Origin of the sequence: Stenotrophomonas sp. LM091 (assembly GCF_001806305.1) — a bacterium.
Classification (GTDB): Bacteria; Pseudomonadota; Gammaproteobacteria; order Xanthomonadales; family Xanthomonadaceae; genus Stenotrophomonas; species Stenotrophomonas bentonitica_A.
On record NZ_CP017483.1, the window covers coordinates 3,313,309 to 3,335,395 of the forward strand.

25 protein-coding genes are annotated in these 22,087 nt (G+C 67.2%); 9 read left to right on the forward strand and 16 right to left on the reverse strand.

Annotation, left to right across the window (positions count from 1 at the left end):
* Positions 1 to 67 precede the first annotated feature (67 nt).
* On the forward strand, positions 68 to 2,131 hold the full coding sequence (locus BIZ42_RS14630) for a S9 family peptidase (RefSeq protein WP_019184546.1): 2,064 nt from the start codon (positions 68 to 70) through the stop codon (positions 2,129 to 2,131).
* A 280-nt stretch (positions 2,132 to 2,411) separates the two neighbouring features.
* The gene (locus BIZ42_RS14635; protein WP_172838052.1) at positions 2,412 to 3,650 is read left to right on the forward strand and encodes a DUF819 family protein; all 1,239 of its coding nucleotides are present in this window, start codon (positions 2,412 to 2,414) and stop codon (positions 3,648 to 3,650) included.
* A gap of 204 nt (positions 3,651 to 3,854) precedes the next feature.
* Here the strand turns inward: BIZ42_RS14635 and BIZ42_RS14640 are convergent, their stop codons facing one another.
* The 5 genes from BIZ42_RS14640 to BIZ42_RS14660 are packed head-to-tail and all read right to left on the reverse strand — an operon-like array spanning position 3,855 to position 6,893.
* Positions 3,855 to 4,340 carry a hypothetical protein gene (locus BIZ42_RS14640; protein WP_070426846.1) on the reverse strand — a complete coding sequence of 162 codons (486 nt, stop codon included), beginning with the start codon at positions 4,338 to 4,340 and terminating at the stop codon, positions 3,855 to 3,857.
* Between the two features lie 47 nt (positions 4,341 to 4,387).
* A complete protein-coding gene (gene minE / locus BIZ42_RS14645) occupies positions 4,388 to 4,648 on the reverse strand; it encodes a cell division topological specificity factor MinE (protein ID WP_017355894.1) in 261 nt (86 codons plus the stop codon).
* 2 nt (positions 4,649 to 4,650) lie between these two features.
* Positions 4,651 to 5,460 carry a septum site-determining protein MinD gene (gene minD / locus BIZ42_RS14650; RefSeq protein ID WP_019184543.1) on the reverse strand — a complete coding sequence of 270 codons (810 nt, stop codon included), beginning with the start codon at positions 5,458 to 5,460 and terminating at the stop codon, positions 4,651 to 4,653.
* A gap of 35 nt (positions 5,461 to 5,495) precedes the next feature.
* On the reverse strand, positions 5,496 to 6,281 hold the full coding sequence (gene minC / locus BIZ42_RS14655) for a septum site-determining protein MinC (RefSeq protein ID WP_070426847.1): 786 nt from the start codon (positions 6,279 to 6,281) through the stop codon (positions 5,496 to 5,498).
* 15 nt (positions 6,282 to 6,296) lie between these two features.
* The gene (locus BIZ42_RS14660; protein WP_019184541.1) at positions 6,297 to 6,893 is read right to left on the reverse strand and encodes a GNAT family N-acetyltransferase; all 597 of its coding nucleotides are present in this window, start codon (positions 6,891 to 6,893) and stop codon (positions 6,297 to 6,299) included.
* A 138-nt stretch (positions 6,894 to 7,031) separates the two neighbouring features.
* Here BIZ42_RS14660 and BIZ42_RS14665 point away from each other — a divergent pair, with 138 nt between their 5' ends.
* The 5 genes from BIZ42_RS14665 (at position 7,032) to BIZ42_RS14685 (ending at position 11,413) form a co-directional block, all read left to right on the forward strand.
* Positions 7,032 to 8,228: a sensor histidine kinase gene (locus BIZ42_RS14665; protein ID WP_019184540.1), complete on the forward strand. Its 1,197-nt coding sequence runs from the start codon at positions 7,032 to 7,034 to the stop codon at positions 8,226 to 8,228.
* Positions 8,228 to 8,869 (forward strand): response regulator transcription factor, encoded by a 642-nt coding sequence (locus tag BIZ42_RS14670; protein WP_019184539.1) that lies wholly within the window; start codon positions 8,228 to 8,230, stop codon positions 8,867 to 8,869. The genes BIZ42_RS14665 and BIZ42_RS14670 overlap by 1 nt, the downstream gene beginning before the upstream one ends.
* A gap of 313 nt (positions 8,870 to 9,182) precedes the next feature.
* The gene (locus tag BIZ42_RS14675; RefSeq protein WP_019184538.1) at positions 9,183 to 10,262 is read left to right on the forward strand and encodes an SRPBCC family protein; all 1,080 of its coding nucleotides are present in this window, start codon (positions 9,183 to 9,185) and stop codon (positions 10,260 to 10,262) included.
* 103 nt (positions 10,263 to 10,365) lie between these two features.
* Complete coding sequence (locus tag BIZ42_RS14680) at positions 10,366 to 10,737, forward strand: DUF423 domain-containing protein (protein ID WP_019184537.1); 372 nt, start codon at positions 10,366 to 10,368, stop codon at positions 10,735 to 10,737.
* 1 nt (position 10,738) lies between these two features.
* Positions 10,739 to 11,413: a DNA-3-methyladenine glycosylase gene (locus BIZ42_RS14685; RefSeq protein WP_070426848.1), complete on the forward strand. Its 675-nt coding sequence runs from the start codon at positions 10,739 to 10,741 to the stop codon at positions 11,411 to 11,413.
* A gap of 31 nt (positions 11,414 to 11,444) precedes the next feature.
* On the opposite strand, the gene BIZ42_RS14690 is transcribed toward BIZ42_RS14685, so the two are convergent.
* The 5 genes from BIZ42_RS14690 to BIZ42_RS14710 form a co-directional block, all read right to left on the reverse strand.
* Positions 11,445 to 12,254: a M15 family metallopeptidase gene (locus BIZ42_RS14690; protein ID WP_070426849.1), complete on the reverse strand. Its 810-nt coding sequence runs from the start codon at positions 12,252 to 12,254 to the stop codon at positions 11,445 to 11,447.
* Positions 12,255 to 12,263: 9 nt separating this feature from the next.
* Positions 12,264 to 12,806 (reverse strand): PH domain-containing protein, encoded by a 543-nt coding sequence (locus BIZ42_RS14695; RefSeq protein WP_070426850.1) that lies wholly within the window; start codon positions 12,804 to 12,806, stop codon positions 12,264 to 12,266.
* A gap of 1 nt (position 12,807) precedes the next feature.
* Positions 12,808 to 12,996 (reverse strand): DUF4177 domain-containing protein, encoded by a 189-nt coding sequence (locus BIZ42_RS14700; protein ID WP_070426851.1) that lies wholly within the window; start codon positions 12,994 to 12,996, stop codon positions 12,808 to 12,810.
* Positions 12,993 to 13,172, reverse strand: a complete 180-nt coding sequence (locus BIZ42_RS14705; RefSeq protein ID WP_046272204.1) for a hypothetical protein — start codon at positions 13,170 to 13,172, stop codon at positions 12,993 to 12,995. Before BIZ42_RS14705 ends, BIZ42_RS14700 begins: the two co-directional genes overlap by 4 nt.
* 87 nt (positions 13,173 to 13,259) lie before the next feature.
* The gene (locus tag BIZ42_RS14710) at positions 13,260 to 14,129 is read right to left on the reverse strand and encodes an SPFH domain-containing protein (RefSeq protein ID WP_070426852.1); all 870 of its coding nucleotides are present in this window, start codon (positions 14,127 to 14,129) and stop codon (positions 13,260 to 13,262) included.
* A gap of 131 nt (positions 14,130 to 14,260) precedes the next feature.
* On the opposite strand from BIZ42_RS14710, the gene purT reads away from it, so the two are divergent.
* Positions 14,261 to 15,448 (forward strand): formate-dependent phosphoribosylglycinamide formyltransferase, encoded by a 1,188-nt coding sequence (gene purT, locus BIZ42_RS14715; protein ID WP_070426853.1) that lies wholly within the window; start codon positions 14,261 to 14,263, stop codon positions 15,446 to 15,448.
* A gap of 149 nt (positions 15,449 to 15,597) precedes the next feature.
* Here purT and BIZ42_RS14720 read toward each other — a convergent pair whose 3' ends face one another.
* Positions 15,598 to 16,803: an endonuclease/exonuclease/phosphatase family protein gene (locus tag BIZ42_RS14720; RefSeq protein ID WP_070426854.1), complete on the reverse strand. Its 1,206-nt coding sequence runs from the start codon at positions 16,801 to 16,803 to the stop codon at positions 15,598 to 15,600.
* A gap of 37 nt (positions 16,804 to 16,840) precedes the next feature.
* Positions 16,841 to 17,596: an arginyltransferase gene (locus tag BIZ42_RS14725; RefSeq protein WP_070426855.1), complete on the reverse strand. Its 756-nt coding sequence runs from the start codon at positions 17,594 to 17,596 to the stop codon at positions 16,841 to 16,843.
* Between the two features lie 154 nt (positions 17,597 to 17,750).
* On the opposite strand from BIZ42_RS14725, the gene BIZ42_RS14730 reads away from it, so the two are divergent.
* Positions 17,751 to 18,356 (forward strand): EF-hand domain-containing protein, encoded by a 606-nt coding sequence (locus BIZ42_RS14730; protein ID WP_070426856.1) that lies wholly within the window; start codon positions 17,751 to 17,753, stop codon positions 18,354 to 18,356.
* A gap of 57 nt (positions 18,357 to 18,413) precedes the next feature.
* Here the strand turns inward: BIZ42_RS14730 and BIZ42_RS14735 are convergent, their stop codons facing one another.
* The 4 genes from BIZ42_RS14735 to BIZ42_RS14750 form a co-directional block, all read right to left on the reverse strand.
* Complete coding sequence (locus BIZ42_RS14735) at positions 18,414 to 19,622, reverse strand: RNA polymerase sigma factor (protein WP_070426857.1); 1,209 nt, start codon at positions 19,620 to 19,622, stop codon at positions 18,414 to 18,416.
* Positions 19,623 to 19,706: 84 nt separating this feature from the next.
* Complete coding sequence (locus BIZ42_RS14740; protein ID WP_070426858.1) at positions 19,707 to 20,216, reverse strand: DUF2007 domain-containing protein; 510 nt, start codon at positions 20,214 to 20,216, stop codon at positions 19,707 to 19,709.
* Between the two features lies 1 nt (position 20,217).
* A complete protein-coding gene (gene tesB, locus BIZ42_RS14745) occupies positions 20,218 to 21,126 on the reverse strand; it encodes an acyl-CoA thioesterase II (RefSeq protein WP_026069994.1) in 909 nt (302 codons plus the stop codon).
* 147 nt (positions 21,127 to 21,273) lie between these two features.
* On the reverse strand, positions 21,274 to 22,053 hold the full coding sequence (locus tag BIZ42_RS14750; protein ID WP_070426859.1) for an enoyl-CoA hydratase/isomerase family protein: 780 nt from the start codon (positions 22,051 to 22,053) through the stop codon (positions 21,274 to 21,276).
* Positions 22,054 to 22,087: the final 34 nt, after the last annotated feature.

The following is a 22,087-nucleotide window of genomic DNA, read 5'->3' on the forward strand; positions in this document are numbered from 1 at the left end:
GATGGCCTTTGCATGTGCGGCCCTTGCGGCCCTAACATCGGCGTTTTGCCGTTCCGCGGAGACCCCGATGAAACTTCGTTACGCCCTGCTGCCGTTGTGCCTGCTGACCGCGATGCCCTCGCTGGCGGCCACGCGTGGCCTGGATGTGCGCGACATGATCGCGCTGGATCGGGTCTCCAGCCCGCTGCTCACCGCCGATGGCGGCAACGTCATCTTCGCCAAGCGCGTGGTCGGCACCGACAGCAAGGCCAGCACCGGCCTGTACATCCGCAACCTGCGCACGCGCGACCTGGCCCCGCCCAAGCCGCTGACCCCGGCCGGCTGGAACGTCAATTCCGCCGCGCTGTCGGCCGATGGCCAGACCGTGTATTTCCTGAGCGCCAGGAACGGCAGCCAGCAGCTCTACGCGCAGCCGGCCACCGGCGGCACGCCGCGCCAGCTGACCGATTTCCCGGTCGATGTGGACAGCTTCCACGTCTCCCCGCAGGGCGACCGCGTGGCCTTCAGCAGCGGCGTGTTCCAGGACTGCGGTTCGGACCTGGCCTGCACCAGCAAGAAGCTGGACGCGCACAAGGCGCGCAAGAACACCGGCGAGGTGTTCGACAACCTGTTCGTGCGCCATTGGGACACCTGGGCCGACGGCCGCCGCAACACGCTGTTCGTGGCGCCGCTGCCGGCCGCCAAGGCCGCGGCGGTGAAGGGCGCCTCGGCGATCAGCGCAACGCTGGCCGGCGATGCACCGTCCAAGCCGTTCGGTGGCAATGACGACTTCACCTGGTCGCCGGATGGCAAGAGCGTGGTCGCCGCGATCCGCGTGGCCGGCAAGCAGGAGCCGTGGTCGACCAACTTCGACCTGTACCGCCTGGATGCCGAGGGCAAGCAGGCGCCGGTCAACCTGACCGCGTCCAACCCGGCCTGGGATGCCGGCCCGGTGTTCAGTGCCGACGGCAAGACCCTGTACTACCGTGCCATGAAGCGCCCGGGCTTCGAAGCGGACCGCTTCGGCCTGATGGCGATGGACGTGGCGACCGGCAAGACCCGCGAGATCGCCCCCAAGTGGGATCGTTCGGCCGGCGAGATCGTGCTGTCCGGTGACGGCAGCCTGATCTACACCAGCGCCGACGACATGGGCGAGCACCGCCTGTTCGCCGTGGACATCGCCACCGGCAAGGCCGAAGTGGTGGTGGACGGCGGCAGCATCGGCTCGCCGGTGATCGCCGGCACTACCCTGGCGTATACGAAGAACAGCCTGAAGAGCGGCGACCAGATCGTCGTGGCCGCCTTCGACGGCGCCAACCCGCGCGAGATCACCCCGAGCGCCGGCGAGATGCTGCCCGATGTCGCCTTCGGCGATTACGAGCAGTTCCAGTTCAAGGGCTGGAACAACGAGACCGTGCACGGTTACGTGGTCAAGCCGTACAACTACCAGGAAGGCAAGCGCTACCCGGTCGCGTTCCTGATCCACGGCGGCCCGCAGGGCAGCTTCGGCAATGGGTGGAGCTATCGCTGGAACCCGCAGACCTACGCCGGCCAGGGCTACGCAGTGGTCATGATCGACTTCCACGGCTCCACCGGTTACGGCCAGGCCTTCACCGACGCGATCAGCCAGCACTGGGGCGACCGCCCGCTGGAAGATCTGCAGAAGGGCTGGGCCGCGGCACAGAAGCAGTACCCGTTCCTCAACGGCGACAAGGCATGCGCGCTGGGCGCGAGCTACGGCGGCTTCATGGTCAACTGGATCGCCGGCAACTGGAACGAGCCGTGGAAGTGCCTGGTCAACCATGACGGCGTGTTCGATCAGCGCATGATGGGCTACGCCACCGAAGAACTGTGGTTCACCGAGTGGGAGCAGGGCGGCACGCCGTATGAGAAGGCCGCCAACTACGAGAAGTTCAACCCGGTCAACCACGTCTCGGACTGGAAGAAGCCGATCCTGATCGTGCACGGCCAGCTCGACTACCGCATTCCGGTGGAGCAGGGCCTGGCGGCGTTCACCGCCGCGCAGCGCCAGGGCATCGAGTCCAAGTTCCTGTATTTCCCGGACGAGAACCACTGGGTGCTCAAGCCGCAGAACAGCGTGCAGTGGCATGACACCGTCAACGGCTGGCTGAAGCAGCACATCGGCGAGTAACCCGGTTCGAAGCGCCGCCCCCAGGGGCGGCGCTTGTTCATGGCACCGGGTCTCGTTGGCCGTGGTGTCACCGGCGATCGGTGGTGTTGTAACCGACCATTGTCGGCGGTGTGACCGGCTATTGCCGGCGTTGTAACCGACCATCGTCGGTGGCGTAACCGGTAGAGCCGACCGTTGGTCGGCTGCTCTTTTACGGCAGCCGACCAACGGTCGGCTCTACCCGTGATTGTTTCCCGAAACGTGCCGAATCGCACGCCCATCGTCCAGGCACTCCACACCCGTGAAAGCACCCGCCCTGATCCAGAACGACATCGTCGTCTTCGGCCTGATCGCCGCCACCCTCGGCGCCGTGTTCTGGACTGCCTCGCGCGAGCAGGGGCCGTGGAAGCGTTTCTACACCTACGTGCCAGCCCTGTTGCTGTGCTACCTGATTCCCGGGGTGTACAACACCGTCGGCCTGATCGATGGCCAGAACACCCATCTCTACAACCCGGTCGCCCGCGACATCCTGCTGCCCGCCGCGCTGGTACTGCTCACCCTGGCCGTGGATATCAAGGGCATCCTGCGGCTGGGACCGAAACTGATCGTGATGTACCTGGGCGCCTCGCTGAGCATCATGGTCGGCGCGGTGGTCGCGTTCCAGCTGATGAAGTGGCTGCACCCGGCAACCGTGGCCGGCGATACCTGGGCCGGCATGGCCGCGCTGGCCGGCAGCTGGATCGGCGGCGGTGCCAACATGCTGGCGATGCGCGAAGTGTTCGATGTCAACGCGACCACCTTCGGGCAGTTCGCGGTGGTCGATGTGGGTGTCGGTTACGTGTGGATGGCGGTGCTGATCTTCATGGCCGGGCGTTCGGCGAAGATCGATGCGCGCAGTGGGGCCGATACCTCGGGCATCGATGCGCTCAAGCTGCGCATCCAGGCCTTCCAGGCGCAGCACGAGCGCGTGGCCAGCCTGACCGACCTGATGCTGATCGTCGCCGTTGCCTTCGGCGTGGTGGGGCTGTCGCATGCGATCGCCGGTCCGGTCTCGGCGTGGTTCAAGGGCCATGTCGCCTGGGCCTCGCAGTTCAGCCTGGACGCGCCCTTCGTATGGGTGGTGGTGATCTCCACCACCTGCGGCCTGGCGCTGAGCTTCACCCGTGCGCGCAACCTGGAAGGCGCCGGTGCCTCCAAGCTGGGTTCGCTGCTGCTTTACTTCCTGATCGCCTGCATCGGCATGCAGATGGATCTGCTGGCGTTGCTGGACCGCCCTTGGCTGTTCCTGCTTGGCCTGATCTGGATCGCGGTGCACATCGTGCTGCTGTGGGCGCTGGCGCGCGCGCTGAAGGTGCCGTTCTTCTACTTTGCGATCGGCTCGCAATCCAACATCGGCGGGCCGGCCTCGGCGCCCGTGGTCGCGGCGGCGTTCCACCCCTCGTTGGCACCGGTCGGCGTGCTGCTGGGCACGATGGGCTACGCGACGGGCACGTACCTGGCCTATATCGTGGGCATCACCCTGCGCGCGATGGCAGGGTAGAGCCGACCGTTGGTCGGCTGCTGTAACGTCGCGTCACAGCGCACGACAGCCGACCAACGGTCGGCTCTACGGCAGAAGCAACCTGCGCTAAATCAACCAGGCAAGTGCATCTTCACCGTCCTGTTCGCACCGCGCCGAGTGAACCCCCAGGCGCCGATGTGATTGGCGCGTCGCCACGCGCCCGGCGTTACCGCACATGCGGATTTACGCAGGAAGAAGGCCGCGTTCGAGTAACCACGCTCTGGCATCTTCCGCATCCTGCTCGAACCACGCCTTCGTAGACCCCAACCGATACGTATACCCCCACGCATCCATGTCGGCCATCAGGCGCGCGCTGCCTACCCCCGGCAGTTGCCCGGCCAGCACGATCTGCAGGTAGCAGGTGGCGTCTTCTTCGGGTACCGAATCGGTGGCATCGGTGTGCACCAGCGCACGCCGCTCCGGCGGCAGCACGATCAGGTGGCAGGCTTCGTGCAGCATCGAGTGCACGGGCGTGTCATCGCGGACATAGACGTCGCTGCCGATGATGCCGGCTTCGGGTTCGCCCCAATAGCTGCCCGGAATCGGCGCGCCATCGGCCACACGATGCAGGCGCAGATCGTGGGCGGCGAGCAGGGCGTGGGCGTCGTCGAAACGGATATCGCCGAGGCGGGTGACCTGCGGTTCGGCGGTGGGGGCAGCGTCGTTCATGGGTCACCGCTCAACCGCCCCTTCCGAGGCGGAAGGGGCGATGTCGATCAGGGCTGCTGCGGGCCTTCCGGCAAGGCGACGGAAATATCGAGCACATCGTGCTCGCCGTCCTTGACCAGGTCGACCTTGACCGCATCAGCGTCGATGTTGACGTACTTCTTGATCACTTCCAGCAGCTCGCGCTGCAGCAGGGGCAGGTAATCCGGGCCGCCGCGGTGGCTGCGTTCCTGCGCGATGATGATCTGCAGGCGGTTCTTGGCCGTTTCGGCAGTGGTCTTCTTTCGGTTCAGGAAATCGAACAGTCCCATGCTTACCCTCCGAACAGCTTGCTGAAGAAGCCTTTCTTCTCCACGGTGGTGAAGCGCATCGGACGCTCTTCGCCAAGGATGCGGCCAACCGCATCTTCGTATGCCTGGCCCGCCGCCGATTCGGGGTCCAGAATGACCGGTTCACCCTTGTTGGACGCATTGAGCACGTCGCCCGACTCGGGCACCACGCCAATGGCCTTCAGGCCCAGCACTTCTTCGACGTCGGTGATGCTGAGCATCTCCCCGCTTTCCACCCGCACCGGGCTGTAGCGCGTGAGCAGCAGGAAGGCCGGCACGTTCTTGCCGGATTCGGCCTTGTGGGTCTTCGAGTCGAGCAGGCCGATGATGCGGTCCGAGTCGCGCACCGAAGACACTTCCGGGTTCACCACCACGACCGCACGGTCGGCGTAGTACATCGCCAGGAACGCGCCCTTCTCGATGCCGGCCGGGGAGTCGCAGATGATGTATTCGAAGCCGTCGGCGACCAGGTCGTCGAGCACCTTGCGCACGCCTTCCTGGGTCAGCGCGTCCTTGTCGCGGGTCTGCGAGGCAGCCAGCACGTACAGGTTGTCGAAGCGCTTGTCCTTGATCAGGGCCTGCTTGAGGGTCGCTTCGCCGTGCACGACATTGACGAAGTCGTACACCACGCGGCGCTCGCAGCCCATGATCAGGTCGAGGTTGCGCAGGCCGACGTCGAAGTCGATCACGGCCACCTTCTTGCCACGACGTGCCAGCCCGCAGGCCAGGCTGGCGCTGCTGGTGGTCTTGCCGACGCCGCCCTTGCCGGAGGTGACTACGATGATTTCAGCCAAAGGATTTCTCCTGATTCTTCTGTTTGGGGGCTGCGTCAGTCCAGCGCAGCGATCTTGATCTGGTCCTGTTCCAGCCACACCTGCACGGCCTTGCCGCGCAGGGAGTCCGGAACATCGTCCAGTACCTTGTAATGGCCGGCGATGGCGACCAGTTCAGCGTGGAATTCACGGCAGAAAATACGCGCCGTGGTGTTGCCCTGGGCACCTGCCAGGGCACGGCCCCGCAGCGTACCGTAGATGTGGATGCTGCCGTCGGCGATCACTTCGGCGCCGGCGCCGACGGTGGCCATGACGGTCAGGTCGCAGTTCTCCGCGTACAGCTGCTGGCCCGAGCGGACATTGACGGTCTGCATGCGGCCCGGCTTGGGTGCGCCACCGGTGGCCACGGCATTCGGGGCAGGCGCCGCGGGTACGGCGGCAGCGGCACGCGGACGGCGCGGCGGCTCGGCCACCGGCGCACGGGCAGGCGCGGGGGCCGGCTCGGCTTCGGCACGCTCGTACTGGGCGCGGAACTTGGCCAGCAGCGGCAGGCCGAGCTGCTGGGAGAGCAGGTCGGTTTCGGTGGTGCCATAGGCCAGCGCGACCGGCAGCACGCCGGCCCTGCGCAGGCCATCCAGCAGTGCCTTGGCGGTGGCCACGTCCGGTATTTTGCTGAGTCCGCCGAAATCCAGGATCACTGCGGCACGCCCGAACAGCTTCGGCGCACGCGCGACACGTTCCTGCATTTCCCGGGTAAGGCGTTCGACATCGAGGGTGCGGATGCGCAGATTGGCGATGCCGACCTGGCCGATCTTCAGTTCACCGGCCTGTTCAAAATCCATGTTCGCTGCCACCGATCAGGTCCCCGTCTGCTGCTGCGCGCGCAGCGGCTCGCGGCGATGGCCCACCCAGGGCACATCCGGCAGCTGGTCGCCGTAGGTGTCGTGCACCCACTGGTAACTGCACAGGTCCTTGAGCAGCATGCTGGCACGCACATCCACGTGGGCCATGTTGTTCTGCCCGACTTCGCGGAAGCCGAAGCTGCCGTGGAAGAGCAGGGCGGCATCGGCGCCGTGGTCCAGGAAGACTTCGCAGGTGAGCTGGGGATAGCGCAGCTCGGCGTAGCTCTGGGCGTCGGCATAGAACGCACGGCCGACACCACCGCCGCGACGGCGGCTGGCGACCACGATGCGGTCGATGTAGAAGAATTTGGTATCCAGCTGCTGCTTGAACCAGGCGAAGTTGCTGCTGTCGTGCTGGCTGTCGCTGCCGAAGCCGATCAGGAAACCGGCCAGGTTGCCGTCGCGCTCGGCGACGCGGAAATACTCAGCGCTTTCATAGAACAGACGCAGGCGGGCGGCATCCAACGGCAGGATGGCCAGGCCGGCATTGTTGTTCAGGGCCAGGACGGAATCGAGCTCGTGCTCGCGCACGTCGCGGATGACAATCGACATTGTGACTCCGTGGGGTAACGCGGTTGGCCCATCGAGGGGCCCTCGGTCCGATTATTGCATGGGTGGCTTCCCCCCGCGAGCCGACAGGCATGACTTCTGTGGGAGTGCAGGGGAACAGGTTCAGCCTACTATGCGTCCATGTTGGGATACCTCAGCCACACCCGAGTACTGCGACTGGCCGGCCTGTTCACCTGGGTCATGGTCGGACTTCCTCTGGTTTACTCGCAGTACGAAGCGCTGTTGCGCCGCGGCGGTGGCGTCGATGCGTGGGCGCTGTGGCTGTTCGCCGCGTACCTGGCCTTCGGTGCCGGCTACTTCTGGCTGACCCGCGGGCTGCGCAACGGCGGCCACTCGCGCTGGTACGACCGGGTCATGCTGGTGCTGCTCACTGCCTCGGCGCTGGGCGTGAGCTACCTGAGCGGTTCGGGCCTGGGCAGCATCCTGATGATGGTCGCTGCCGGGGTCATTCCCTGGATGCTGCCGGTGCGCGGCGGGGTGATCTGGCTGTTGTTGAGCCAGCTGGCGGTCCTGCCGGTCTACTACCTGATCCTGAATTTCTCGCTGTTCGAGGCGGTGATGCAGTCGCTGCTGTATGGCGGCTTCTCCATGTTCATCTTCGTGACCAGCCTGGTGGCCCGGCAGCAGACCGATGCCCGCGAGGAACAGCGCCGGCTCAATACCGAGCTGCGCGCGACCCGCGTGCTGCTGGCCGAAAGCGCCCGGGTCAATGAACGCACCCGCATCTCCCGCGAGCTGCACGACCTGCTGGGCCACCACCTCACCGCCCTCAGCCTCAACCTGGAGGTGGCCGGCCACATCACCGAGGGCCAGGCCCAGGAGCATGTGCACCAGGCCCACACCCTGGCCAAGCTGCTGCTGACCGACGTGCGCGAGGCGGTGAGCCAGCTGCGCGACAGCGGCGCGATCGACCTGGCCGCGGCCCTGCGCCCGCTGACCGAGCAGGTCCCCTCGCTGGACATCCACCTGGATATCGACGAGCCGCTGAGCGTGGAAGACCCCGAGCGGGCCCACGTACTGCTGCGCTGCACCCAGGAAATCATCACCAATGCGGTGCGCCACGCCGGCGCGCGCAACCTGTGGATCAAGGTCCGGCGCGAGCCACCGGGCATCGTGGTGCTGGAAGCGCATGATGACGGGGTGGGGGCCGACGGCATCGTGGTCGGCAACGGGTTGCGCGGGATGCGCGAGCGCCTGCAACAATGCGGTGGTGAGCTGCAGATCGAAACCCGCCGGGGCCAGGGCTTCCGCCTTCGTGCCTCGGTACCCGGCGTGCCAGTATTGATGCTGAGCGCTGTCATTGAAGGAGTGCGTTGATGATTCGCGTCTGCCTGGTCGACGACCAAACCCTGGTGCGGCAGGGGATCCGCTCGCTGCTGGCGCTCGATGACGGCATCGAGGTGGTCGCCGAGGCCGCCGATGGCCGCCAGGCAGTCGAGGTGGTCCCGCAGGTCCGCCCGGACGTGGTCCTGATGGACATGCGCATGCCGGTGATGTCCGGCCTGGAGGCGCTGCAGATGCTGTCGCGGCTGAACCAGCTGCCGCCGACCATCATCCTGACCACCTTCGATGACGACCAGCTGGTGCTGGCCGGGCTCAAGGCCGGCGCCAAGGGCTATCTGCTCAAGGATGTGACCCTGGACCAGCTGGTGGGGGCGATCCGGACCGTGGCCGATGGCGGCTCGCTGGTCCAGCCGGCGGTCACCCAGCGGCTGCTGTCCGGGCTGGAGCACATGCGCAACGAGTTCGTGAGCCTGGACCGGCCCGACCCGCTGACCGACCGCGAGACCGAGATCCTGCGGCTGATGGCCAGCGGCTTCTCCAACAAGGAGATCGCCAATTCATTGGGTGTGGCCGAGGGCACCATCAAGAACCACGTGTCCAACATCCTCTCCAAGCTGGGCGTGCGCGACCGCACCCGGGCCGTGCTCAAGGCCTTCGAACTGCAGCTGGTCTGAGCCGGGCGGACCGGCGGAGGCCATCGTGCAGCCGCCGGTCCCGACGTATTTGCCGAATTTCGTGAAACCCTTGCGGCGCAAGCGATGCGGGGGTGTTTTCGGGCCTGACGGCCGAATCCGGCAAAGAAATATTGTCCATCCGCTACGTGCTGACACGCGCGATGCGTTATCTTTCCGCTCCTTGTCTATGCAAAACCGCTGCCGACATGGAAACCGGTGTGCCAACCCTGATCAACAACACCGGCGAAGCCTGCTAGGATTGGCGCTTCGCTTCAATCAACCCGGCCGTGGGATCGGCCCCGGAGACTCCTGAATGACCCGTATTATCGAGTTCCTGATCGCCTTGGGGATCGTGGCTGGCCTGTTCGTCATCATTGGCGTATGTCTGCCGGGCGAGCGCCATATTTCCGAAAGCATCGAGACCAACCGCAAGATGACGATCGTGTTCGACACGGTCAACAGCCTGCGCCGCTTCAAGGACTGGAACCCGCTCTTGCTGCGCGATCCCGCCGTTGAACTGAAGCACTCCGGCCCCGCTGCCGGCGTCGGCGCACGCCTGGACTACACCTCCAAGGAAGGTTCCTTGGGCCAGGGTAGCTGGGTGATCACCGAGTCCGAGCAGAACAAGCACGTTGCCATCGCCATCGAGGACGAGAGCAAGGGCCACGACAAGGTGACCAACTTCACCCTCGAGCCGACCGGCAAGGGTGGCCGCAACGTCAAGATCACGCAGGACTACAACGTCAAGTACGGTTTCAACCTGTTCGGTCGTTACGCTGGCCTGTACGTCAGCCGTCACGCCGGCGACGACCTGAAGCTGGGTCTGTCGCGCATGGCCAACATGCTGGCCACCGTGCCGAACGTGGACTACCGCACCGCCGAAGCCCCGCTGACCGATCTGGCCATCGTGGACGTCCCGGCCGAGGACCTGCTGGTCGTCACCGCCGGCAACGTGGACCGCGGCCAGGAGACCATCACCAAGTCCATCAAGGACAACCAGGAGTGGATCAAGCGCGTCATGGAGGCCAACAACCTCGAAGCCGCCGGTCCGTTCCGCATCATCACCACCGATTTCGGCGCCGAGAAGTACGCCTTCGACGTGGCCCAGCCGGTCAAGAAGAAGGGTGCTGAAGGCGCGACTGCCGAAGCCCTGACGGTGAAGATCGACGGTGGTGCCCCGGTCAAGTACGTGCATGTCGCTCCGCACCGTTCGGCCCACGCGGCCTACACCGGCCACATGGCTGGCCTGGACATCGCCCGCAACGCCCTGCGTGCGTGGTCGGTGACCGGCGGCAACGAAGTGATCGATCGTCCGTACGAGTCCTGGAAGGACGGCGTGGACAAGTCGTTCACTCCGGAAGGCACGTACGACATCTACTGGGCCGTCAAGTAAACCGACGGTTGCCGTGATGTAACGCACGACCTGAAACGCGCCGCTTCCTGCGGCGCGTTTTTTTTTGGCTCCGCCAGCGGGGCACTGTCTGAAGGACGCAAGCATGCTCAACCTGGAACGACGCACGCGCAAACCCTCCCTGCTGGCCGGCCTGGGCGGCCTGCTGGCGGCCACCGCGGTCGGGCTGTCGGCCTATGCTTCGCACGGCATCGCCGACCCGCTGGCGCAGTCGCACGTGACCACGGCGGCGCTGTACGCGTTCGGGCACGGCGTGGCGCTGGCGGTGCTGGGCCCCACGCAGCAGAACACGCTGGGCCGCCTGGCGCTGTATGTCCTGCTGATCGGCACGCTGCTGTTCTCCGGCAGCCTGGTGGCTGGCGCGCTGTGGAAGCTCAGCACCCAGCTGGCGCCGGTCGGTGGCACCGCGCTGATGGTGGGCTGGCTGGCCTACGGCCTGAATGCGCTGAGGCGCTGACATGCCCCGGTACCGCCGCGGCTTCGATGTTGATGAAGCGCATGACTGGTTGAGTCGGCGCGACCGGCGGCTGGGCACCTGGATGAAGCGGCTCGGCCCCATCCAGGCGCAGCCCGGCTGGGCGAAGACCTTCGACCCGGTCGATGCGCTCGCGCGCGCGATCCTGTTCCAGCAGCTCAGCGGAAAGGCGGCCTCGACCATCGTCGGGCGCGTGGAGACCGCCATCGGCAGTCCCCGTCTGCACGCCGATACGCTGTCGCGCATCGACGATGCGGGCCTGCGGGTGTGCGGGGTATCGGGCAACAAGACACTGGCGCTGCGCGACCTTGCGCGGCGCGAGGCGGCCGGCGAGATTCCCGACCTGCGCCGGATGTCGGTGATGGACCACGACGCCATCATCGATGCGCTGGTGCCGATCCGCGGCATCGGCCGCTGGACGGTGGAGATGATGCTGATGTTCCGGCTCGGCCGCCCGGACATCCTGCCGGTGGACGACCTGGGAGTCCGCAAGGGCGCCCAGCGCGTGGACAAGGCCGAGCGGATGCCCAGCCCGAAAGAGCTGCTCGCCCGCGGCGAGAAATGGGGGCCGTTCCGGACCTACGCCAGCCTGTACCTGTGGCGGATCGCCGATTTCACGGTGGATCCGAAGGCGACGACCGATCGGTCGCAGGGGTGAGGCTACGCGGCCGGCGGCTTCGGCGCCCCGGTCAGGGTGTGGCGGCGCGCCAGCACCAGTGCCACGGTTCGTAGACGATCCCGTGCGGGTTGTCGCGCGGGTAGCTCAGCTGGAACCCGAAGCGCCCGGCATGCTCGCCCAGCCACGCGAACGCGGCAGTCGACTCGAACGATTCTTCCGCCGGCGGTTCGCCCGGGGTGCCGATATCCAACGCGTAGCCGCTGTGGTGTTCGCTGTACCCGGGCGCGGCGTTGACCGTGAGGATGTCCTCCACGCTCAGCCCACGGCCGCGCTTGCGCGCGAAAATGCCGAGCTGGTAATCGTGGCTGCGGTAACCGGAGATCGCATCCAGTGCGATGCCATCGGCGGACGCCTGCTGGCGCAGGCGTTGCCAGCCCCGGGCGGCCTCACGGCGCAGCCAGAGGGGGCGACGGTAGCGGTCGAACCCGGCCAGGTGCAGCTGCGCCGGTTCGGCCTCCAGTGCCAGTCCGGTCGCGGCCTCGTAGGCATCGGCATCAATCCCGAGGGTTTCGAGGCGATGCTGCAGTCCACTCAGGGGCAGCACCGCATCGGGCGCGCCGCCACGGCGGTGCTCCAGCAGCTGGCGGTCCAACGCATCCAGCGCCTCCTCGATGCCCGGCTCGCGCATCAGGCGCGGCACCAGCGGCAGCACGCCGTGGGCGGTAGCGACGGCGAGGTAGCGCCCATCGCGCTTGCGCCGCAGTACCCACTGGGCGCGGGCCAGGGCGCGCGCGTCGGCAGAGCCGCGTGCACGCAGCAGGCCGCCGGGCCACAGTTCGATCTCGGCGGTGTTGATCAGCAGGGCGGGAGATCGGCGCATGCGGTCAGCTTAGTGCGCGCGCGGCGGTCCGGCCAGCGCCTGCAGCGCATCGAGCAGTGCCCGTGGGCGCTCCGGGCTGACCAGCACGGCGCTGCCATCGCGCAGCGGCAGGTGCAGCACACGGCTGCTGTCGGTGATCAGGCAGAACGCCTTGCTGCGGTCGGCCATCCGGTAATGACCGGACTGGAACCCGGGCATGCCGTAGCCGTTGGTCTTGATCGTGGGCTTGTAGCGGCCATGCTCGGCGAAATCGACGATGCGCGCCTCATCCAGGCGCATGGCGCTCACCGGCACGCGCTTGCGGTAGAAGGTCGACTGCACCTCCAGCGTGTCCTGGTGCAGCACGATGCTGCGCCGGGTGTACGCCCAGGTCAGCGCCGCGGCCAGCACCGCCAGGAACGGCAGGGTGATGAACAGTTCGGTGTGCGAGCGCTCCGGTGCATCCAGCGCGGTGCCCACCATCACGCCAGCGACCAGCAGCAGCGGAATCCACAACCACAGCAACCGCCAGGCCGGCGATGGGGCGACGTCGAAGCGGTGAAGTGCACTCACCTCATGCCTCCTTCTTGAAGAGCAGCACCGTCGTTGTGAACGGAGGTGCCGACACCAGGCTGATCGCGTTGACCAGCTCCCAGCCCAGTTGGCCCTGCCTGGTCAGTTCCTGCTGGATCTGCTCGGCGTTGACGATTCCCATCAGATTTGGCTTCACTTCAATGGTCAGGTAGTTCCAGCGCTTGCTCATGACTTGCTCTCCTTGTCGGTGGTAGGTCTGGGAAGGCGTCCGGCCTTGCGCAGCGCATCGCGCAGCACGTATTCGATCTGCGCGTTGAGGCTGCGCAGCTCGTCGTCGGCCCAGCGCTGCGCCGCCGCCAGGACGTCGGCATTGATACGCAGCGGGTACGCTTTCTTTTCGGTCATGCGGGGTCCTTTATCCACACCCCGTGCCGTCCCCTCGGCGCCGGGCTGCGTTGGTAAGTGCCGACCCTGGGTCGGCACGTGGGTGCATCAATACAGCGAACCGGCGTTGACCACCGGCTGGGTGCCACGGTCCGAACACAGCACGGTCAGCAGGTTGCTCACCATGTGCGCCTTGCGCTCTTCATCGAGCTGCACCACGCCGTTCTTCTGCAGTTCGGCCAGGGCCATCTCAACCATGCCGACCGCACCGGCCACGATCCGCGTGCGCGCAGCAATGACCGCGTTGGCCTGCTGGCGCTGCAGCATCGCCTGGGCGATTTCCGGCGCGTAGGCGAGGTGGCTGATGCGCGCATCGATCACCTGCACCCCGGCATCAGCCAGGCGCTCGGCCAGTTCGTCCTTGAGGTGCTGGGAGATCTCGGCGGCATGGCTGCGCAGCGACAACTGGCCCTCCTCGTGCTGGTCATACGGGTAGCTGGTGGCCATCGCACGCAGCGCCGATTCGGACTGGATGTGCACGAAGCTTTCGTAGTCGTCCACGTTGTAGACGGCCTCGGAGGCGTCCACCACCTGCCACACGATCACCGCGGCAATCTCGATCGGGCTGCCGTCCAGCTCGTTGACCTTCAGCTTGCCGCTTTCGAAGTTGCGCACGCGCTGGCTCACCTTGACCTTGGTGAAGAACGGGTTGTTCCAGCGCAGGCCGTTCTCCTTCACGGTGCCGACGTACTTGCCGAACAGGCTGACCACCACCGCCTGGTTGGGCTGCACGGTATACAGCCCGACCAGGCTGACCAGGGCGGTGGTGGCCAGCAGCAGGCCTGCCACGATCAGCGCCGGGTTGCGGTTGCCACGCTCCACGCCGGCCACGAACAGCCAGGCCGCCAGCCCGGTCAGGGCCAGGACCAGCAGCAGGAAGGGCAGGCCGGACAGCGAGCGGATCGACTTCTCTTTCATGGCAGGGCGTCCTTGGGTAGTTGATAGGACGATATCAAATTGATATCAGTCCGCAAGTGCCGGGCCAGCCGGCCATGGGGCGGCCGCAGCGGCTAGAATGCCCTCCCGTCTCTGTTGCCCGGAACACCGCCATGTCCACGCTCGGTACGCCGCTGTCTCCTTCCGCCACCCGTGTGCTGCTGCTGGGATCCGGTGAACTTGGCAAGGAGGTCGCCATCGAACTGCAGCGGCTGGGGGTGGAGGTGATCGCCGCCGACCGTTATGCCGATGCCCCGGCGATGCAGGTGGCGCACCGCTCGTACGTGATCGACATGCTCGACGCGATGGCGCTGCGCGCGCTGATCGCGCAGGAGAAGCCGCACCTGGTGGTGCCGGAGATCGAGGCGATCCACACCGAGACGCTGGTCCAGCTGGAACAGGAGCAGGGCCTGCGGGTCGTGCCAACCGCGCGTGCCGCGCGCCTGACCATGGACCGCGAGGGCATCCGCCGTCTGGCCGCCGAGACGCTGGGCCTGCCGACCTCGCCGTACCGCTTCGTGGATACCGAAGCCGAGTACCGTGCCGCCGTGGCGGCGATCGGGCTGCCGTGCGTGGTCAAGCCGGTGATGTCCTCCTCGGGCAAGGGCCAGAGCACGCTGCGCAGCGAGGCGGACATCGCCCCGGCCTGGGAGTACGCGCAGACCGGCGGCCGTGCCGGGGCCGGGCGCTGCATCGTGGAAGGGTTCATCGACTTCGAGTACGAGATCACGCTGCTGACCGTGCGCCATGCCGGTGGCACGTCGTTCTGTGCCCCGATCGGCCATTGGCAGAAGGACGGGGATTACCGCGAGAGCTGGCAGCCGCAGCCGATGTCGCCGCGTGCGCTGGCACGGGCGGAGGAGATCTCGCAGGCGATCACCGATGAGCTGGGCGGCTGGGGTCTGTTCGGGGTCGAGTTGTTCGTGAAGGGCGACGAGGTGTGGTTCAGCGAGGTGTCGCCGCGTCCGCATGACACCGGTCTGGTGACGTTGGCTTCGCAGGAGCTCAGTGAGTTCGCGCTGCATGCGCGCGCGATCCTGGGGCTGCCGATTCCGGTGATCCGCCAGAGCGGTCCGTCGGCCTCGTGCGCGCTGTTGGCACACGGCGAGGGTGTCCCGTTCTTCAGCAACGTGGCCGCGGCGCTGGTGCATCCGGATTCGGCACTGCGTCTGTTCGGCAAGCCGAGCGTGCATGGGCATCGCCGGGTCGGGGTGACGCTGGCGCGTGGCGGGGACATCGATGAGGCGCGGAAGATCGCGCGTGAGGCGGCTGAGGCGATCGGGATCGAGTTGCGGTCGTGAGGCAGGGCGCCTTGGGTGCTGCCGGTGTGAGGTGATCGGTCTGCCCGATCACCTCCTCGTGGAAGGTCGGTTGCGCGGTTCGAACAGCGGAGCAAACGAAAAACGGCGAGCCTTGGCTCGCCGTTTTTTTGTTAAGAGCGACGCGGGCCTTACTTCAGGTCGACCCACACGAGGTGGTGGTCGCTGCCGTCGGCGATTTTTGCTTCCGGGCTGTCATTGGACGGCCAGAACACGCCGCTGCCGAGGTAGCTGAAGCCGACCGAGGGCAGGACGTAATCCAGGCGCATGGTGCCGGAATTGGGGCCGAAGTCGCCGGTGGCGTGGAAGGGGGCGCCCTTGCGGACGATGCCTTTTTCGGCGTAGGCCAGGCTGGTCTGCTCTGCGCCGACGCTGCGTGGGGTGGGGTAGCGCAGGACACGCGGGTTTTCGATCAGTTCGACGATGGCTTCGTGGCGGCCGTCGCCGTCGATCGGGTCGTTGTTGAGGTCGCCGAGGATGACGAAGCGCGCATCCTGCGGAAGGCCGCCACAGTGGCCACGGTCATCGCACAGCCAGGACGTGTCGCGGTCCTTGAGGTAGTCCTGCCACAGGCGCAGTTCGTCGTGGTTGCGGGCGGCGTTGCGCTTTTCCGGGCCGTCGAAGACCGGCGGGGTGGGGTGCGAGACCAGGGCGTGCACGGTGCCGTTCGGGGTGTTCACCGGCACGTCCCAATGCGACTTGGAGGACAGGCGCAGCTGCGACCAGACGTGGTCGTTGTAGAAGGATTTACCGGTGCGCGGATCGATCGGGCGCAGCGCGCCGGGCATGGTGCTCCACTTCAGCAGCTGGAAGCTGCGGACCTTGGCCTCGTCGATCGGGTAGCGCGACAGCACCAGCATGCCGTACTGGCCCGGGTGCAGGCCGTAGCCCCAGGCATCGTTGCCACGGGCGCGGCCTTCGCCGCCGATCTCGCCGTTGTTGTCCAGGTCCAGGCCGCTCTGCACGCCGGTGTTGACCGGGGCGAGGTAGCGGTAAGCGTAGTGCAGCGGCTCGCCGCCGCCGGGCTGGGCGGTTTCCAGGTAGCGCTGCTGGAACAGGTCGGCGGCGCGGTGGGCATCGTCGTAGTCGAACTCGTTGAGCAGCACCAGATCCGGACGGACCTGCTGCAGGACGGCGGCGATCTTGCGCGCGTGTTCGCTGTCGCCTTCGAGCTCGGCGATCAGGCCGCCGGTCTCGTCGCTGTACAGGGAGGTGTTGTAGGTGGCGATCCGCAGCGGTGCGGAAGCAGTCTCCGGCATGGCGGCGGTCTTGGCAGGGGTCTGTGCGCAGGCGCCGCAGAGCAGGGCCAGGGCAAGGATCAGGGGATGGGCTTTCATCCGCCTATTTTGCACCCGGCACGGTGTCAGTGTTGCGTCAGCGGCCGTCCCGTTCGTCATCGAAGGCGTGCCAGCGGCGCCCATCGTAGGCCTCCAGCGGGCGGAACCGTCGCTTGTAGTCCATTTTGCGGTGGTCGCGGATCCAGTAACCCAGGTACAGGTGCGGCAGCTGCTCGCGCTGGGCCCAGGCGATCTGCTGCAGGATCGCGAAGGTGCCCAGGCCGCGATGGGCCTGGTCAGGGTCGAAGAAGGTATAGACCGCCGAGAGCCCCTGCGGGGTCACATCGGTCACGGCGACCGCGAGCAGGGGGCCGCGGTGGCCGTCCGCGGCCGGGCCGCGGATCTCGATGAAGCGGCCCTGCGACCAGCGCCCGATCAGGAACTGGTCGAACTCGTGCGGGCCGTGCTCGTCCATGCCGCCCTGCGCGTGGCGGTGGGTGAGGTAGCGGTGGTACAGCGCGAACTGCTCGTCGGTCTGCTCGGCCGCGACGATGCGCACTTCCAGGTCCGCACTGCGGGCCAGGCAGCGGCGCTGGCTGCGGTCCGGCGCGAAGCGGGCCACGGGGATGCGCACGGCCACGCAGGCGTGGCAGTCGGCGCAGTGCGGGCGGTAGACCAGATCGCCGGAGCGGCGGAAGCCCCAGCCCAGCGCCATCGGGTACAGCGTGCCCAGCCGCGGATCGTTGGGATCGAGCACCAGATCGCGTGCGGCCCGTTCCGGCCAGTAGCCACAGGGGTGGTCGCCGGTCTGGAACAGTCGCAGCTCGTCGTCGCGGTCGCCGTGTATTGCCATGCCCACAGCATAGCCCCGTGCCGTCGCAGCCGGCGCGACTGTCTGCCAAATGAACGTGGCCGGCCGGGCCGTCAACGCTGCTGGCGCCCACGCGTTGTTACCGGTGTGGGTGCCATGCACCACACGCAGAATCCCTTACGAACCGGAGTTACCCATGCGCAACCGCAAATCCCTCCTGCTGCTGGCCCTGCTGCTGTCCACCGGTGCTGCCGGCCTGGCGGTCGCCGCCGATACCCCCGTCGCCGGCGACAAGCCTGCCCGCGCCAAGCTGGATACCAATGGCGATGGCTTCATCGACCGCGCCGAAGCGGCGAAGGCCCCGCGCCTGGCCGCGCAGTTCGACACCCTGGACACCAACAAGGACGGCAAGCTCTCCCGCGAGGAACTGCCGCGCGGGCACGGCAAGCGCCACGGGCGTGGCCCGGGTGGCCATGGCGACTGGATGGCCAAGCTGGACACCAACAAGGATGGCCGCATCAGCCGTGAGGAAGCCAAGGCCGATCCGCGCCTGGCCGCGCGCTTCGATGAGATGGACGTCAACAAGGATGGCTACCTGGACAAGGCCGACCGCGAGCTGCGCATGAAGCAGCATCGTGACGCCTGGTTCGCCGCGGCCGACACCAACAAGGACGGCCAGCTGAGCAAGGCCGAGTTCGATGCAGCCAAGGGCCCGTTCGCTGGCCCGCGTGGCGATCATCGCGATGGCAAGCACCGCGACGGCAAGCCGCCGATGGCGCCGAAGGCACCGGCGGCGAAGTAAGCATCCCGCTGGAGCTGCAGGACGAAAGCGCCGGTCATCGACCGGCGCTTTTCTGTGTCAGATCCGGCCGTTCCTGTACATCGCCCAGACGATGGTGCCGACCACGAACAGGTTCATCACCCACAGCGCCTTGCGGCCGTACAGCGACTCGTATTTCCAGTTCGGGCCGGTGCGTCCATGGCGCGCCGCATCGCGCGCGATCATCGGGGCCATGATCCGCTGCAGCGGAACGAGACACTGATAGTTGATCAGGCCAAGCCCGATCGCCAACGCCACCACGGGCCAGTACCAGGCCAGCGGCAGGAAGCTCAGGGCGAAGACGGCGACGCACGTCAGCATGGCAGTGAACGTGCTGTAGTGCACGAACCCGCGGATGGCGGCTCGCTCACTCTCGTTCTCGGCGTAGGAGAGCAGGTAACGGCCCCCCAGGTAGCTGCCCAGTACGCCCCCGACCACGCTGCTGGCGATCGCGCCCCAGGCGAAATCCGGCGGCAGCACGTGGCTCTGGCTGGCCGCCGCACTCAGTGAACCCAGGGCGGCACCGCCGGAAACACTGGCACCGCCCAGCCCGAGCTTGCTGGTACCCAGCCCGGTGCCGAGCAGGATCGCGGCACTGGCCGTACCGGGCGCGGCGACCAGCACCATCGAGACCACCGTCGTGGCGAACGCGGCACTCGGCGCGCTGCTGCGCGCGAACTCGCTGAAGCGGCGCATCATCTCGTCGCGCACGGTGGCGCGAGCGCGCGAGAGGCGCTTGCGCACGGCGGCATCGCTGAGGCCGAGCAGATCGGCGACCTGCTGCGAGCTCTGGCCTTCGCGGTAATACAGCAGCAGGGTCTCGCGGCTGTCTTCGGGCAGCGCCGAGATGATCTCTTCGGCCGCCAGTTCCTCTTCCACCCGCTGCAGGTGCTCCGGGGCGCTCGGGCTGGGGTCGGCGGCCATGTTGATGGCGATTTCGGCGGCTTCGCCGGAGAGCGGACGGCCGCGGTTGGCGCGCAGCCAGTCGCGGGCCAGGTTGCGGGTGATCTGGCGCAGCCATGGCAGGAAGCTGGCATGGCTGTGCAACTGGTTGAGCTGCTGCCAGGCCTTGATGAAGGCCTCCTGCGCGATGTCCTCACTGGCGTGCACGTCGCGGGTGATCGCCAGCGCGATCGCGGTGACCGTGTTCTGGCAGGCCAGCACGATGCGGCCGTAGGACTGCTGGCAGCCACCGGCGGCGGCGGGCAGCTCGCGTTCGAGCGTGGTGGTCAGCGGATGCGGCGTCATGGTGTCCTCCCCCGGGGATGGTCCCATCATGACGCGTGCCGGGCCCGGATGTGACCGGGTCGTGCCAGCGGCCGGCACGACCTGTTATTCGGTGGGCTGGATCCGGACCCGCACTTCCTCTTCTTCCGGCGGCGTGGCGGCCGGTGCGGTTGGCGTCGAGGCCGGCTGGGTCACCGGTACCGGGGCGGGCGCCACGACCGGTGCGCCGCGGTGGCGCATGACCACCACCATCGCCACGGCAGCGATCACCAGCAGCAGGCCGATGCGGATGCGCCAGGCCCAGTTGCGCGGGGCGTCGGCCTGGGCGACCTCGTCGCGGAACGCGAACTGCGCGGTCGGGTGGTCGCGGCGGGTGGTTTCCAGCAGGCGCGCATCGCGCAGGATCTCGCGGGCGCGCGGCTGGTCGTCGGCATGCACCACCCACAGGGTCGGGTGGGTAGTGGCCTTTTCCTTGTCCAGATAGCTGAACTGGCTGCCGCGCTTGCTGTGGTACGAGCGCCCGTTGGTGATGCGCACTTCGATGCCGGCGTCGCGCAGCAGCTGGGCCACGCCTTCGACGGTTTCCACGCGCTGGCTGTTGAAGATCTGTCTCATGTCAGTCCTTGGCCGGTACGGCGGCGGCCGCAGCACTGTCCTCGACCACCCGGATCAGGCCTTCCTGTGCGGTGCTGGCGACCAGGATGCCGTTGCGGGTGAAGAACTGGCCACGCGCCAGTCCGCGCGAATCCTGCGCGCTGGGGCTGTCGAGCGAGTACAGCAGCCAATCGTCGGCGCGGAACGGGCGGTGGAACCAGATCGCGTGGTCCAGCGAGGCCATCTGCACGTGCGGCTGGTAGTAGCTGATGCCGTGCGGGAAGGTCGCGGTGCCGAGCAGATGGAAATCCGAGGCGTAGGCGAGCAGCGCCTGGTGCAGCTCAGGGGCATCGCCAACGGTCTCGTTCAGGCGCAGCCACACCTGGTGGTACGGCGGACGCTTGGGCGGATTGAGTTCATCGCGCGGGTACACGTGGCGGAACTCGAACGGGCCGCCCCGCGAGAGCCAGCGCTGCACCTTGATCGGCAGGCGATCCAGGACCGCCTGCGGCAGCGGCTGGTTCGGCTCGATGTCTTCGGGCTGCGGCACTTCCGGCATCTTGTGCTGGTGCTCGGCGCCGGTCTCGGCCTGCTGGAACGAGGCCGCGCAGAAGAAGATCACCTTGCCGTGCTGGATTGCGGTGACCCGGCGCACGGAGAAGCTGCCGCCATCGCGGGTGCGGTCCACGTCATAGACGATGGGATGGTCGATGTTGCCCGCGCGCAGGAAGTAGGCGTGCAGCGAGTGCACGTGGCGGCCGTTCTCGACGGTCTTCTGGGCGGCCGACAGCGCCTGGCCCAGCACCTGGCCGCCAAAGACGTACTTGGTGCCGATATCGCGGCTCTGGCCGCGGAACAGATTGTCTTCCAGGCGTTCGAGCGAGAGCAGGTCGATCAGCTCGGAAACGACGGGTTCGTGCGTGGCGGACAAGGGAAGCAACCTGGGGTGGGCGAACGCAAATTATAGGGTAGTGCCGGCCCATGGCCGGCAACCACGCACCACTTCGATCATTCATTGCCTGGTTGCCGGCCAGCGGCCGGCACTACCGGTGTGCGCGGGTGCGTCAGCCGTGGCGGGTCATCCCTTGCCCAGCCGGGCCACCAGCCCCTGCAGCGCCTGCTGGGCGTCCGGGGCGTACCAGGCCTCGACGAAGCGGTCGAGCTGGATCAGATCGGCGTGCAGGGCCTCGTGCAGGTCGGCGCGGGCGATGGTGCGGGTCAGCAGCATCGGCTGCCGCGGCAGCTTGAGCAGGGCCTGCAGCCAGACCACGGCGCGGGCGACGACCAGGTCGGCATCGACCACCTCATCAACCAGCCCGATCTCCAGCGCACGCTCGGCCGGCACCATCTCGCCGCCGACCAGCAGGGTAGTGGCCCGGTGATGCCCGACGACGCGGCGCATCAGGCGCTGGATCCCTTCCGGCGCAACCAGCCCGACCTGGACCTCGTTCAGGCCGATCACGGTGGGATGGGCGGCATCGGGGCTGCGCGCGATGATCCGGTAGTCGCAGCACAGGGCGAGCACGCAGCCACCGGCCGGGGCGTGCCCGGTCAGGGCGGCCACTACCGGTACGCGGCATTCGGCCAGCGTGCGCACTGCGCCGAAGAAGGCCTGCCAGCTGTCCAGCAGCTTGTGCTTGTCCTCGCCGTGGCTGAGCAGGTGCGGCACGTCCATGCCAGCGCTGAAGATGCGCTCGCTGCCCGAGAGCACGATGCCGTGCACGTCATCGGCCATGGCCTGGTTGATCGCCTGGATCAGGTGCCGGCACAGCTCGGTGTCCAACGCATTGACCGGGGGACGCGCCAGCCGCAGTTCGCGGATGGGGCCATGGTTGATCACCTCGATGAGCGTCGTCATGCTGCAGTCTCGTTGCGGACAGGGAACGAAGCCG